This window comes from Streptomyces sp. NPDC088732 (genome assembly GCF_044751205.1).
Classification (GTDB): Bacteria; Actinomycetota; Actinomycetes; order Streptomycetales; family Streptomycetaceae; genus Actinacidiphila.
This window is the reverse complement of sequence record NZ_JBIVLI010000023.1, coordinates 1-15,235: the sequence shown is the minus strand read 5'-3', so window position 1 is coordinate 15,235 and position 15,235 is coordinate 1. Positions and strand designations below refer to the sequence as shown.

2 protein-coding genes are annotated in these 15,235 nt (G+C 73.3%); both read right to left on the bottom strand.

Translation table 11 applies throughout. The annotated features are described in order from the left end of the window. Nucleotides 1–102: 102 nt before the first annotated feature. The gene (locus ACIP9H_RS32395; RefSeq protein WP_401962380.1) at nt 103–5,115 is read right to left on the bottom strand and encodes a type I polyketide synthase; all 5,013 of its coding nucleotides are present in this window, start codon (nt 5,113–5,115) and stop codon (nt 103–105) included. 92 nt (nt 5,116–5,207) lie between these two features. After that, nucleotides 5,208–15,235 (bottom strand): type I polyketide synthase (locus ACIP9H_RS32390; RefSeq protein WP_401962378.1); only part of this gene is annotated, 10,028 nt, incomplete at its 5' end.

Genomic DNA, 15,235 nt, shown 5'->3' with positions numbered 1-15,235 from the left:
TGCCCCGCGATCTGTTCGGTAATTCGCGGGACCGGGCGGGACCGGCGGTCCGGGATTCGGGTATTCGGCCGCCGGGCGGCGGCCGAATACCCGGTCCGCGGTTCAGGCCCGGCCGAGGCCCTTGTTGATGAACGCGAACAGCTCCTCGTCGCTGGCGTCCTGGAGCTGCGCCACGTCGTCCAGCGCGGTGCCGGCCGGGTCCGCGCCGCCGCCCTCCGTGCCCGCGGGCAACGCCGCGGCGGCCGGCTCGGGCTCGTCGCTCTCGTTCCACTTGGCCAGCAGCGACTGGAGCCGCATCGTCACCCGGGCCCGGACGACGTTGTCGCCGGTCCCCCGCTGCAGCACGGCCTCCAGCTTGTCCAGTTCCTCCAGCAGCGGAGCGCCGCCCGCCGCGGCGTCGGGGACGATCCCGGCGCGCAGGAAACCGGCGACGGCGGCCGGGGTGGGGTGGTCGAAGACCAGGCTGGCGGGCAGCTTGAGCCCGCTCACGGCCCCGAGGCGGTTGCGGAGTTCGACCGAGGTGAGCGAGTCGAAGCCGAGCTCCTTGAACGCCCGGTTCGCCTCCACGGCCGACAGGTCCGCGTGCCCGAGAACGGCGGCCACGGCGGTCCGGACGAGGTCGAGCAGCAGGCGCTCCTGCTCGGCCTCCGGGAGACCGGCGAGCTGCCGGGTCAGCGGCACGCCCCCGGCCAGGTCGTCGGCGGACTCGCGCTCGGCGGACTCGATCACCCGCCGGGCCTCGGGGAGTTCCCCGAGCAGCTGCCGGTCGCGGTCCGCGGTGAAGGCGAGGGTGAAGCGCTTCCAGTCCATGTCGGCGACGGTCAGCGTCGTCTCGTCCCGGTCCAGCGCGTGCTGGAGGGCGGACAGCGTGCGCTCCGGCGCCATCGTCAGGATGCCGTGCCGGCGCATGCGGTCGCCCACCGCGCTGCCGTCGCCCTCGCCGCTGCCCCAGGGGCCCCACGCCACGGACGTGGCCGGCAGGCCGGCCGCCCGGCGGTGCTCGGCGAACGCGTCCAGGAAGGCGTTGCCCGGCGCCTGGTTGCCCTGTCCGGGTGCGCCGAAGGTGGCGGCGAAGGAGGAGAACAGCACGAAGGCGGACAGGTCGAGGTCGCGGGTCAGTTCGTGCAGGTGCAGGGTCGCGTCGACCTTGACGCGCAGCACCGCCTCCACCTGGTCGGGGGTCAGCGCCTCGATCACGCCGTCGTCCACCGCCGCGGCCGCGTGGACGACGGCGGTCAGGGGACGGTCGGCCGGGACGGCACCGAGGAGCGCGGCGAGGGCGTCGCGGTCGGCGACGTCGCAGGCGGCGACGGTCACCTCGGTGCCGAGCGCGGTCAGTTCGTCACGCAGCTCGGCGGCGCCGGGGGCGTCGACGCCCCGGCGGCTCGTGAGCACGAGGTGCTCGGCGCCGTTCGCCGCAAGCCAGCGGGCGACATGCGCGCCGAGCGCGCCGGTGCCGCCGGTCACCAGCACCGTGCCTTGCGGTCGCCACTCACGGACCGTGCTGGTCTCCGCCAGCCGCGCGCGCACCAGACGGCGACCGAGGATCCCGGAAGCCCTCAGCGCGACCTGGTCCTCCGCGCCGTCGCCGCCGAGGACAGCCGCCAGGCGCGTCAGCGTACGGTCGTCCGCGGTGTCCGTACCGGGCAGGTCGACAAGGCCGCCCCAGCGGCCGCCCTGCTCCATCGAGGCGACCCGCCCGAGACCCCAGATCAGTGCCTGCGCGGGATCGGTCACCTGCTCGGCGCGGCCGGCGGCGACGGCGCCGCGCGTCACGCACCACAGGGGCACGGTCACCTCGGCGTCACCAAGCGCCTGGACGAACGCGAGTTCACCCGCGAACGCGCCTTCGCCGCCGAGAGCGAGGAGGGACAGGACGCCACTGGGCGCGGTGCCGTCGAGTGCGGCCTTCACGGTCGCCGTCAGCTGCTCGCGGTCGGCCGTGCCGTGCTCGACACGCACCGTGCGCACCTGCGCCCCGCGCTCGGTGAGCATGCTTTCGACGGCGGCCACCCACTCCTCGTCCGTGCCGGTGAGCGTGTCGGGGACGGCGAGCAGCCAGGTGCCGGTGAGGTGGGCCGAGGCGGGCTCGGGCAGGGGCTTCCACGTGACGCGGTAGCGCCAGCCGTCGACGGTGGACTGCTCACGGCTCTGCCGACGCCACGAGGACAGACCGGGCAGGACATCGCCCAACGAACCGATCGCTTCCGGGGTGTCGAGAGCGAGGGTGCCCGCGAGGGCTTCGAGGTCCTCACGTTCGACGGCCTCCCAGAAACGGGCGTCGATCGCGTTCTCCACCGGCATGTCGGCGTCGGGGCCCGCGGTGATCTCGGGCCAGAACCGCTGCGGCTGGAAGGCGTAGGTGGGGAGGTCGACACGCTGTGTGCCGGTCCCGGCGAACACCGCCTGCCAGTCCACGGACGCGCCGTGGACGTAAGCCTCACCGAGGGAGAGCCAGAACCGCTCCAGCCCGCCTTCGTTGCGACGCAGCGAACCCAGAACGGCGGCGTCACGACCGGCGTCCTCGACGGTCTCCTGCAACCCGACGGTGAGAACGGGGTGCGGGCTGGACTCCACGAACACACCGAAGCCCTGCTCCAGCAGCGTCCGAACGGCCTGCTCCAGCTCAACGGTCTGACGCAGATTGCGGAACCAGTAACCGCCGTCCAGCTCGGGCCCGGTCATCCACTCGCCGGTCACCGTCGACAGGAACGGCACCTGCGCCTCACCCGGGGTGATCGGCGCAAGAAGCTTCCCGAGTTCTTCTTCAAGGAGGTCGACCTGAGCGGAGTGCGACGCGTAGTCCACCGCGATCCGCCGCGCCCGAACGCCATCCGCCTCACACGAGGCCAGCAACTCCTCCAGCGCCTGCACTTCACCGGACACCACCACGGAGGACGGGCCGTTCACCGCAGCAACCGAGATCCGCTCCTCGCCCCACGCCGCGATCCGCTCCCGCACCTGCGCGGCGGGCAGTGCCACCGACACCATCCCGCCCAGACCCGCCAGCACCCGGCCGATCGCCTGACTGCGCAGAGCCACGACGCGGGCCGCGTCCTCCAACGAGAGGATCCCGGCGACACAGGCCGCCGCGATCTCGCCCTGCGAATGCCCGATCACCGCCGCCGGACGCACCCCGGCCGCCTTCCAGACCTCCGCCAGCGACACCATCACCGCGAACAGCGCAGGCTGGACCACGTCCACGCGCTCCAGCGACGGAGCGCCCTCGACACCGCGCAGCACATCGACCAGCGACCAGCCGGTCAACGGCTCCAGGGCTCGCGCGCACTCCCCTATCCGGGCAGCGAACACCGGCGACGAATCGAGCAGTTCCTCGGCCATGCCGACCCATTGCGAGCCCTGGCCCGGGAAGACGAACACCGTCTTGCCACCGACGACACGCCCGGTCACCACACCCGCCGCCGGCACACCCTGCGCCACCGCCGACAACCCGGTCACGTGATCGCCCAGCACCACCGCGCGGTGCTCCAACGCCGCCCGCGACGACGCCAACGACCACCCCACCTCAACCACCGACGCCGCCGAACCCGCCTCACCCGCAAGCCAGCCCGACAACCGCTCCGCCTGACCCCGCAACGCCACCGCACTCTTGCCCGACAGCACCCACGGCACCACCGCAGGACCAACGGCCGACGACGGCGCCTCAGACTCAGCCTCGGGCTCCGGCGCCTGCTCCACGATCACGTGGGCGTTCGTCCCACTGAAACCGAACGACGACACACCCGCCCGCCGCGCACGCCCCGACTCCGGCCACACCACCGCATCCGAAGCCAACGACACCGCACCCGACGCCCAATCCACATGCGGAGACGGCTCATCCACGTGCAGCGACTTCGGCACCACACCATGCCGCATCGCCAACACCATCTTCATCACGCCCGCCACACCGGCCGCGGCCTGCGTGTGACCGATGTTCGACTTCACGGAGCCCAGGAGCAAGGGCCGCTCCGCCGGCCGGTCCTGGCCGTACGTGGCCAGCAGCGCCTGGGCCTCGATCGGGTCGCCCAGCGCCGTGCCCGTGCCGTGCGCCTCCACCACGTCCACGTCGCCTGCCGAAAGGCGCGCGTTGGCCAGGGCGGCACGGATCACCCGCTGCTGCGAGGGACCGTTGGGCGCCGTCAGGCCGTTGCTCGCGCCGTCCTGGTTGATCGCCGAACCCCGCACCACCGCCAGCACCGGGCGGCCGTTGCGCCGCGCGTCCGACAGCCGCTCCAGCAGGAGGAGCCCCACGCCCTCCGCCGGTCCGAAGCCGTCGGCAGCGGACGAGAACGCCTTGCAGCGTCCGTCCGGAGCGAGGCCGCGCTGCCGCGAGAACTCGATGAACAGGCCCGGCGTCGACATCACGTGGACGCCGCCGGCCAGCGCCAGCGAGCACTCCCCCGCCCGCAGCGCCTGCACCGCCAGGTGCAGCGCCACCAGCGAGGCGGAGCACGCGGTGTCGACCGTCACCGCGGGGCCTTCGAGGCCGAGGGTGTACGAGATGCGGCCGGACATCACACTGGCGGCGTTTCCGGTGCCCAGGTGACCGGCGTAGTCCTGGGCGGCCTCCAGCAGCGGGGTCAGGTAGTCGGATCCGTTGACCCCGACGTACACGCCGGCCTGGCTGCCGCGCAGGGTGCCCGGGTCGATGCCCGCCCGCTCGAACGCCTCCCACGCCGTCTCCAGCAGCAGCCGCTGCTGCGGGTCCATCGCCAGCGCCTCTCGCGGCGAGATCCCGAAGAACCCGGCGTCGAAGACCGGGGCGTCGGTGAGGAATCCGCCCTCGCGGGTGATCGACGTGCCGGGTTCGTCGGGGTCGTCGGAGAACAGCCCGTCGAGCTCCCAGCCCCGGTCCGCGGGGAACGCGGTGAGCGCGTCGCCGCCGGCGGCGAGCAGGTCCCACAGGTCCTCGGGGGAACGTACGCCGCCCGGGAAGCGGCAGCTCATCGCCGTGACGGCGATGGGCTCGTGAGCCTGGCTCTCGATGTCCCGCAGGCGTCCGTACGCCTCGTCGAGATCGGTCGTGACCTTCTTGAGGTACTCGCGGAGCTTCGCTTCGTTCGCCACTGGCGCTTCACCTATTCGCGTGGTCGAGACCGTGGAGTCTTCTCGCACGTGCTCGGGATGTCTCGGTTCGGGGGTCGGAGGTTCGGGGGTCGGGGCGGACGCACCGCCGGGAGGCGGCGGTGCGTCCGCGACGTGTCGGGTCAGGCCTTGCCGAACTTCTTGTCGATGAGCGCGAACAGCTCGTCGTCGCTGGCCTCTTCGATCTCGTCGGCCCCGGACTCGCCGGCCGTCCCGCGGGCCTCGTTCCACTGCGCCAGCAGCGCTTGCAGGCGCACCGCCACGCGCGCGTGCGCGGCGTCGTCCGCCGCCGCCTCGGACAGTTCCTCGGGGGTCAGCGCGGAGAAGGTGCTCTCCAGCCGGCCGATCTCCTCCAGGACCGAGAGCCCGCGCTCGGCCGGCTCGGGGGCCATCTCGTCCAGCAGGTGCTCTGCCAGTGCGGCGGGGTTGGGGTAGTCGTAGACCAAGGTGGCCGGCAGCCGCAGGCCGCTCGCGGCGCTCAGGCGGTTGCGCAGCTCCACCGCCGTCAGCGAGTCGAAGCCGAGCTCCTTGAACGCCTGCCCGTCGCCGACGACTTCGGCCGACCGGTACCCGAGTACGGCGGCCACCTGGCCGCGCACCAGGTCCAGGACGGTCCGCTCCCGCTCCGCCGCCGGGAGCCCGGTGAGGCGCTCGGTCAGCGTGCGCTCGTCCGCGGTCCCGTCCGCGGCCGTGGCCGCCGCGTTCCCCGTGCTGCCCTGCACCGTCCTGCGCGCGGTGGTGCGCACCAGGCCCCGGAACATCGGCAGGAGCGCGCCGTCCGCGGCCCTCGCCCGCAGCGTCGGCAGGTCGATCCCGACCGGTACGAGCACGGGCTCCCCTGCGGAGAGTGCCGCGTCGAGGAGCGCCAGGCCCTCCTCCGCCGACAGCGGCACGATGCCGCCGCGGGCGACCCTGCCCCGCTCCGCCTCGGTCAGCCGGCCCGCCATGCCGCGCTCCTCGGCCCACATGCCCCAGGCCAGGGACAGCGCGGGGAGTCCGTCGCGGCTGCGGCGCCGCGCGAGCGCGTCGAGGAAGACGTTCGCGGCGGCGTAGTTGGCCTGCCCGGCGCCGCCGAGCGTGCCCGCCGCGGCGGAGAAGAGGACGAACGCCGACAGGTCGAGGTCCCGGGTCAGCTCGTGCAGGTGGAGGGCCGCCTCGGCCTTGGGCCGCAGCACCCGGTCCATCCGCTCCGGGATGAGCAGGTCCACGATCCCGTCGTCCAGGACGCCCGCGGTGTGCACAACCGCGGTGAGCGGATGCTCGGCGGGAACCCCCGCGAGCACGGTGGCGAGCGCGTCACGGTCGGCCACGTCGCACGCCGCCCACGTCACCTCCGCACCCGACGCCCGCAGTTGCGCGGTGAGTTCCGCCGCGTGCTCCGCCCCGGCGCCGCGCCGGCTCACCAGCAGCAGCCGCCGCACCCCGTGCGCCTCCACGACATGCCGGGCGACGAGCCCGGCCAGGCCGCCCCCGGCGCCGGTGATCAGGACGGTGCCCTCGGGGTCGAAGGAGCGAGCGCCGGTCTCCGTCACCTCGGTCCTGACCAGGCGGGACGCGAACACCGCCCCGCCGCGTACGGCGAGTTCGGGCTCCGTGGAGGCGATGGCGTCCGGCAGCACACGGCAGGAGGCGTCGGTCCCGTCGACGTCGACGAGCACGAAGCGCTCCGGGTTCTCCGTCTGCGCCGTACGCACCAGGCCCCACACCGGCGCCTGTGCCAGATCCTCGGCCTCTTCGGCGCCTACGGCCACCGCGCCGCGGGTCACGACGACGAGCCGCGCCCCGGCGAACCTGCCGTTGCCCAGCCAGTCCTGCACCAGGGCCAGGGCCTGGTGCGCCGTGTCGCGCACCTCGCCCGCGAGGCGTGCGACTCCGTCGGCCGTGTCGATGCCGGCCCGCGCGCCGGTCGTCCCGGTCAGCGTCCCGGTCAACGGCACGAGCACCGTGCCCGGCATCGTCCCGCCCGCCGCGACGGCCGCGTCGAGCGCCGCGAGGTCGGCGTACGTCTCCCTGCCGACGCCCGCCTGCTCCAGCGCGCCTGCGGAGTCCCCGACGACCGCGAAGGGGGCGGCAGCGGCTGCTCGGGCTCCGGCCGTCCGCACGGGGGTCCAGTCGAGCCGGAACAGCGACTCGCGGGCCCCCGCGGGTGCCGGTGCGAAGCGGGTGGTGTCGGGCTGCCCGGTCACCAGCGCCTCGACGGAGGCGATCCGCCCGCCTGTGCTGTCGGCCACGACGACGGAGACGGTGTCCTCACCGGCCGGCGCGACGTGGAGCCGCACGGCGGCCGCGCCCACGGCATGCAGGCGCAGACCGCGCCAGGCGACGGCCGTCCGGCCCGTGCCGGCGGGGCCGGCGGCCAGCGCCTGCGAGGCGGCGTCGAGCAGCGCCGGGTGCAGCGCGTACCGCCCGGCCGCCGCCTGCTGCTCCTGCGGCAGCCCGGCCTCGGCGAAGACCTCCTCGCCGCGCACCCACACCTGGGTCAGCGTGCGGAAGGCGGGGCCGTGGTAGAGCTCGGCGGCCACCAGCCGGTCGCGGACCGCGTCCAGGGCGACCGACTCGGCACCGGCGGGCGGCCACTGCCCCGCCGTCTCGTCGTTCGCGACGTCGGCAGCCAACTGGTCCACGCTGTCGGCGGAGAGCAGACCGTCGGCGTGCCGGGTCCACTCCCCTTCCGCGAGTCCGTCCGGGCCCACCACTGCGTCGGGCCTGCTGTGCACCTGCACGGGGCGGAGCCCCTGTTCGTCGGGCCCGCCCACGGTGACGCGGAGTTGCACCGCACCCTTCTCGGGGAGCACGAGCGGCGCTTCGACCGTCAGCTCGTCCAGGCCGCCGCACCCGGCTTCCTCACCGGCGCGCAGGGCCAGTTCGACGAAGGCCGCGCCCGGAAGGACGACCGTGTCGGCAACGACGTGGTCGGCGAGCCAGGGGTGCGTCCGGGTGGACAGGCGCCCGGTGAAGACGAAGCCGTCCGAGCCCGGCAGCTCGACCGCGGCCCCGAGCAGCGGGTGTCCGGCGGTGCCGATGCCGACCGACGCCACGTCCTCGTACTCGGGCAGGTACTCCGCCCAGTAGCGCTCGCGCTGGAAGGCGTAGGTGGGCAGGTCGACGTGGCGGCGGGCGCCGGTCCCGGCGAAGAACCGCGCCCAGTCGACTCCGATGCCTCGGGTGTGGGCCTGGGCGAGGGCGGTCACGGCCGTCTCGGCCTCGGGGCGGCCCTTGCGCAGGACGGGAACGAAGGCGGCGCCTTCCCCGGTCACACAGTCCTGGGCCATGGCCGAGAGCACGCCGTCCGGGCCGAGTTCGACGTACGTGGTGACGCCTGCGGCCTCCAGCGCGCGGACGCCGTCCAGGAAGCGAACCGCCTCACGCACGTGCCGCACCCAGAAGTCCGGCGACGTCACCTCGTCCGTGACCAGGGAGCCGGTCAGGTTCGAAACCAACGGGATGCGGGGCGTGGCGTAGGACAGCCCCTCGGCGACCTTCCGGAAGTCCGCCAGCATCCCGTCCATGTGCGGCGAGTGGAAGGCATGACTGACCGTCAGCCGCTTGGACTTCCGCCCCTCGAACGACGCCGCAATGCCGACCGCGGCATCCTCGTCACCCGCGACAACCACCGACCGCGGACCGTTGACCGCCGCGATACTCACCCGCTCACCCAGCAGCGGCAGAACCTCGTCCTCCGACGCCTCCAGCGCGATCATCACCCCGCCGCCCGGCAGCGCCTGCATCAACCGCCCACGAGCCGCGACCAGCGCGCACGCATCGCCCAGCGACAACACCCCCGCCACATGCGCGGCAGCGACCTCACCGATGGAGTGACCGGAGAGGTAGTCCGGTCGCACACCCCACGACTCGACGAGGCGGAACAGCGCCACCTCTACCGCGAAGAGCGCCGGCTGCGCGAACTCCGTGCGGTTCACGACATCGGCGTCGTCCCCGAACAGCACGTCCTTGAGCGGCACTTCGAGATGACGGTCCAGGTGCGCACACACCGCGTCCAGTGCCTCGGCGAACACGGGGTACGTGTCGTACAGCTCGCGGCCCATCCCGAGACGCTGGCTGCCCTGCCCCGTGAACAGGAACGCGACCCGTTGTTCCGTGTCCGCCACGCCCCGGACCACCTGTGCGGCGGAGTCCCCCGCCGCCACGGCGGCGAGTCCGTCGGCGAACGCCTCGCGGTGATCGGCGACGATCGCGGCGCGGTGGTCCAGCGCCGCCCGCCCGGTCGCCAGCGCGAAGGCGACGTCGAGCGGACGCGGCTCCCCGTGGGCGGCGAGATGGTCGCGCAGGCGTTCCGCCTGGTCGCGCAGGGCGGCCTCGGTCCTGCCGGACAGCACCCACACCGAGGGCGTCGCGGCGCCCTCCACGTCCGTCCGATCGGGCTCCGCGTCAGCGACCTGCGGGGCGGGCGGGGCCTGTTCCACGATGGTGTGCGCGTTGGTGCCGCTCACCCCGAAGGACGAGATGCCGGCGCGACGGGGGCGACCGGTGTCCGGCCACTCCCGCTGCTCGGTCAGCAGGGCGATCTCGCCGGCCGACCAGTCGACATGCGGGGTCGGCGCGTCCACGTGCAGCGTCTGCGGCAGCACGCCGTGCTGCATCGCCAGCACCATCTTCATCACACCGGCGACACCGGCCGCGGCCTGCGTGTGGCCCATGTTGGACTTGATCGAGCCGAGCAGCAGCGGCTGCTCCGGCGAGCGGCCCTGCCCATAGGTGGCCAGCAGGGCCTGGGCCTCGATCGGGTCACCCAGACGGGTGCCGGTGCCGTGCGCCTCGACGACGTCCACATCGGTGGCCGCAAGACCCGCGCTCGCCAGTGCCTGCCTGATCACGCGCTGCTGCGACGGGCCGTTCGGCGCCGTCAGGCCGTTGCTGGCGCCGTCCTGGTTGACCGCCGAGCCCCGGACGAGGGCGAGCACCGGGTGGCCGTTCCGCCGCGCGTCGGACAGGCGCTCGACCAGCAGCATGCCGACGCCCTCGGCCCAGCCCGTGCCGTCGGCGGCAGCGGCGAAGGCCTTGACCCGGCCGTCCGCCGCCAGGCCGCGCTGGCGGCTGAACTCCACGAAGGCGCCGGGCGTCGACATGACTGTCACGCCACCGGCCAGGGCGAGCGAGCACTCGCCGTTGCGCAGCGCCTGCGCCGCGAGGTGCAGCGCCACCAGGGACGCGGAGCACGCCGTGTCGACCGTCACGGCCGGCCCCTCCAGGCCGAAGACGTACGAAATACGGCCCGACACCACGCTCGCGGAGTTGCCGGTGCCGAGGAAACCCCCGTCACGATCGGCGGAGTTGAGCACGAGGGAGAGGTAGTCCTGGCCGTTCGTGCCGACGAAGACGCCCGCCTGGCTGCCGCGCAGCGAGGCCGGGTCGATACCGGCCCGCTCGAACGCCTCCCACGACGTCTCCAGCAGCAGCCGCTGCTGCGGGTCCATGGCGACGGCCTCGCGCGGGGAGATCCCGAAGAAGCCGGGATCGAAGTCCGCCACGTCGTAGAGGAATCCGCCCTCCTGGGCGTACGGCGGCACCTCCTCGCCGGCCGTCTGCGAGCCGAACAGCGCCTCCGCGTCCCAGCCGCGGTCCGCCGGGAACTCCCCGACCGCGTCCGTTCCGGTCGCCAGCAGGTGCCAGAGGTCCTCCGGGGTCCGTACGTCGCCCGGGAAGCGGCAGCTCATCGCGACGATCGCGATGGGATCGTCGTCCACCGGTACGGCGGCGACGACGGGGCCCGGCACCGCGGGCTGCGTGCCGAACAACTCCCCTCGCAGGTAGTCGGCGAGGGCCGCCGACGTCGGGTAGTCGTAGACCAGGGTCGCCGGCAGCCGCATCCCGGTCGCCGCAGCCAGGTGGTTGCGCAGCTGGACGGCGGTCAGCGAGTCGAAGCCGAGTTCCTTGAACGCCCGCTCCGCGCCGACGGTCTCCGTTCCGGCGTGACCGAGGACCGCCGCCACCTCCCCGCGCACGAGGTCGAGCAGCGCCCGCTCCCGCTCCGGCTCGTTCAGCTTCCCGAGCCGTTCCGCGAGCGAGTCGGAACCGTGTGCCGCGTCCCCGTCGCCCCGGCCGTCGCCGGCCTCGCCCGCACGCGGAGCGAGGGCCCGCTGGGCCTCGGGCAGTTCGGCGAGGAGCTTGCTGTCACGGACGGAGGTGAACCCGGGGGCGAAGCGCCCCCAGTCGATGTCCGCGATGGCGACGGCGGCGTCCCCCGCCTCCAGCGCGCGCCGCAGGGCCGAGACGGCAAGCGCCGCGTCCATCGGCGGTATGCCGCCGCGGTGCATGCGGGCGGCCATCGCCTCGTCGGCGGCCATGCCGCCCTGGGCCCAGGGACCCCAGGCGATTGATGTCGCGGCCAGGCCGTCGGCGCGGCGCTGCTCGGCGAGGGCGTCGAGGTAGGCGTTCGCGGCCGCGTAGTTGCCCTGGCCGGCGGCACCGATCGTGCCGCTCGTCGAGGAGAAGAGGACGAAGGCGTCGAGGGTGATGCCGAGTTCGGTCGTCAGCTCGTGCAGGTTGCGCGCCGACGTGGCCTTGGCCCGCAGGACGGTGTCGACACGGTCCGGGGTGAGCGAGTCGAGGACGCCGTCGTCCAGGACGCCGGCGGTGTGGACGACCGCGGTCAGCGAGCCTGCGTGCTCGGCGAGCACGCCGCGCAGCGCTTCGCGGTCGGAGGCGTCACAGGCGACGACGGAGACGTCGACGCCCAGCTCGGCAACGAGTTCCGCGGCACCGGGCGCCTCCATGCCGCGCCGGCTGGTCAGCACCAGCCGCTCCGCGCCCGCACCCGCCAGCCACCGCGCGATATGACGTCCGAGCGCCCCCGTGCCACCGGTCACCAGCACCGTGCCCGACGGCGACCACGACGCCGTGCCCTCCGGCAGTGCCGCGCGGACCAGCCGTCGCCCGAACACTCCGGAGGAGCGAACGGCCACCTGGTCCTCGCCGGAGCCGGCCAGGACACCGACCACGCGCGACAGCGCGCGTTCGTCCAGTACCTCGGGCAGGTCGATCAGACCGCCCCAGCGCTCCGGTACCTCCAGGGCGGCGACCCGGCCCAGTCCCCACAGCTGAGCCCGCTCCGGCGAGGTCAACCTGTCCGACCGGCCGACGGAAACGGCTCCACGGGTCAGGCACCACAACCTGGCGTGCACCCCGGCATCGCCCAGCGCCTGGATCAGGCTCACCGTGTCGACGAGTCCCAGCAGCGAGACCACACCGGCGTACTCACCGGCGACCAGACCCGCCAGCGTGCCGCGGTCCGTGCCCGGCTCGACCTCGACCCGGTGAACCTCGGCGCCACGCCCCGCCAGCGCGCCCACGACCGCTTCGTCGTCCGCGCCCCCGGTCGGCACGACCACCAGCCACGCCCCGGACTGGCGCGCAGCAGAGGCCTCGGCCAGCGGCTTCCACACCACCCGGTAGCGCCAGCCGTCCACCTCCGACCGCTCCCGGCCCTGCCGGCGCCACGCCGACAACGCCGGAAGCGCCTCGACCAGCGAGGCATCGCCGGCGACATCCAACTCCGCCAGCAGCGAGGTCAGATCCTCGCGCTCGACGGCGTCCCAGAACCGGGCATCGATGGTGTCCACGGTCCCGCCGGCGGGAACGTTGCCGGTCAGTGCCGCGTCCGGCCAGTACCGCTTCCGCTGGAAGGCGTATGTCGGCAGATCGACAAGCCGTCCGCCGGTCCCGGTGAAGAATCCGGTCCAGTCCACTTCCACGCCTCGGACGTACGCCTGCGCGAGCGCCGTGACAGCGGTCTCCCCCTCGGGGCGGCCCTTGCGCAGCACCGGGGCGAAGGTCGCCGCCTCGCCCGTCAGGCACTCCTGCGCCATCGCGGACAGGACGCCGTCCGGGCCGAGCTCCAGGTAGGTCGTGACGCCGGCGGCCTCCAGGGCCCGGACGCCGTCCAGGAAGCGGACAGCCTCGCGGACGTGCCGCGCCCAGAAGTCCGCCGACGTCAGCTCGTCGGTGACGACGGCGCCGGTCAGGTTGGAGACCACGGGGATGCGCGGCGCCTCGAAGGACAGCCCGGACACCACCTCGCGGAAGGCGTCGAGCATGCCGTCCATGTGCGGGGAGTGGAAGGCGTGACTGACCGTCAGTCGCTTCGACTTCCGGTCAACGAAGGACTCCACGATCGCCGTGGCGGCGTCTTCATCACCCGCGATCACCACCGCCTGCGGACCGTTGACGGCGGCGATGCTCACCCGGTCGGTGAGCAGCGGCAGGACCTCGTCCTCCGACGCCTGCACCGCGATCATCACGCCGCCGCCGGGCAGCGCCTGCATCAACCGACCCCGCGCCGCCACCAGCGTGCAGGCGTCCTCGAGAGACAGCACCCCGGCCACATGGGCAGCGGCGATCTCACCGATGGAGTGGCCGGACAGGAAGTCGGGCTTCACGCCCCACGACTCGACCAGCCGGAACAGTGCCACCTCGACGGCGAACAGCGCCGGCTGGGTGAACTCCGTCCGGTCCAGCGCCTCCGCGTCATCCCCGAACAGAACCGTCTGCAGGGGACGTTCGAGCTGGGTGTCGAGGTGAGCGCTGACCGCATCCAGGGCTTCGGCGAATGCCGGGTAGATGCCGTAGAGCTCCCGGCCCATCTCCAGGCGCTGGCTGCCCTGGCCCGTGAACAGGAAGGCGAGTTTGCCCGCGAGCGGGGATCCGGTCACGGTGCCGGGCACGGGGGTTCCCTCGGCCAGCGCCTCAAGCGCGGCCAGCACATCGTCACGGCCCTGCGCCGTCACCACCACACGCCGTTCGAGAGCCGAACGGCCCGTCGTCAGCGTCCGCCCCACGTCGGACAGCCGCACCTCGGGAGCCGCGACCAACCGCGCACGAAGATTCCCGGCCTGCTCACGCAGGGCACCGTCACTCTTCGCCGAGAGCGCAAGGGGGAGGTACCGCTTCTCCTCGTCCTGCGGAGCGACCTGCTCCACGTCGTCGTTCAGCGGTGCCTGTTCGATGACGGTGTGGGCGTTGGTGCCGCTGAACCCGAACGACGAGATACCGGCCCGACGCGGACGGCCTGTCTCCGGCCACGCCTGCTGCTCGGTGAGCAGCGCGATGTCACCGGCCGACCAGTCCACGTGCGGGGTCGGCTCGTCAACGTGGAGGGTCTGCGGCAGCACTCCGTGCTGCATCGCCAGCACCATCTTCATCACACCCGCAACACCGGCCGCGGCCTGCGTGTGCCCGATGTTCGACTTGATCGAGCCGAGCAGCAGCGGCCGGTCCTCGGGCCTGCTCTGGCCGTAGGTGGCCAGCAGCGCCTGGGCCTCGATCGGGTCACCCAGACGCGTGCCGGTGCCGTGCGCCTCGACCGCGTCCACATCGGTCGCCGACAGGCCGGCACTCGCGAGGGCCTGGCGAATCACCCGCTGCTGCGACGGGCCGTTCGGCGCCGTCAGACCATTGCTCGCGCCGTCCTGGTTGATCGCCGAACCCCGCACCAACGCCAACACCGGGTGGCCGTTGCGCCGGGCGTCGGACAGCCGCTCGACCAGCAGCAGACCAACACCCTCACCCCACCCCGTGCCATCAGCAGCCGCCGCGAACGCCTTGACCCGACCGTCCTCCGCCAAGCCGCGCTGACGGCTGAACTCCACAAACGTGCCCGGCGTCGACATCACCGTCACACCACCAGCCAGCGCCAGCGAACACTCACCCTGCCGCAGCGCCTGCACCGCCCAGTGCAACGCCACCAACGACGCCGAACACGCCGTGTCGACCGTCACCGCCGGACCTTCGAGACCGAAGGTGTAGGAGATGCGGCCGGATACGACGCTGGCCGCGTTGCCGGTCCCCAAATGGCCTTCGAGGCCCTCGGAGTCCTCCAAGAGCACCGACAGGTAGTCCTGGCCGTTCGTGCCGACGAACACACCCGTCTGACTGCCCTGCAACGAAGCCGGGTCTATGCCGGCCCGCTCGAACGCCTCCCACGACGTCTCCAACAGCAACCGCTGCTGCGGATCCATCGCCAGCGCCTCGCGCGGCGAAATCCCGAAGAAGTCCGCATCGAAATCCGCCGCGTCATAAACGAAGCCGCCCTCACGCGTATACGACGTCCCCTGCGCACCAGGATCAGCGTCATACAACCCCGCGACATCCCAGCCACGGTCCAACGGCAACCCCGAAACCGCATCCGTCCCCG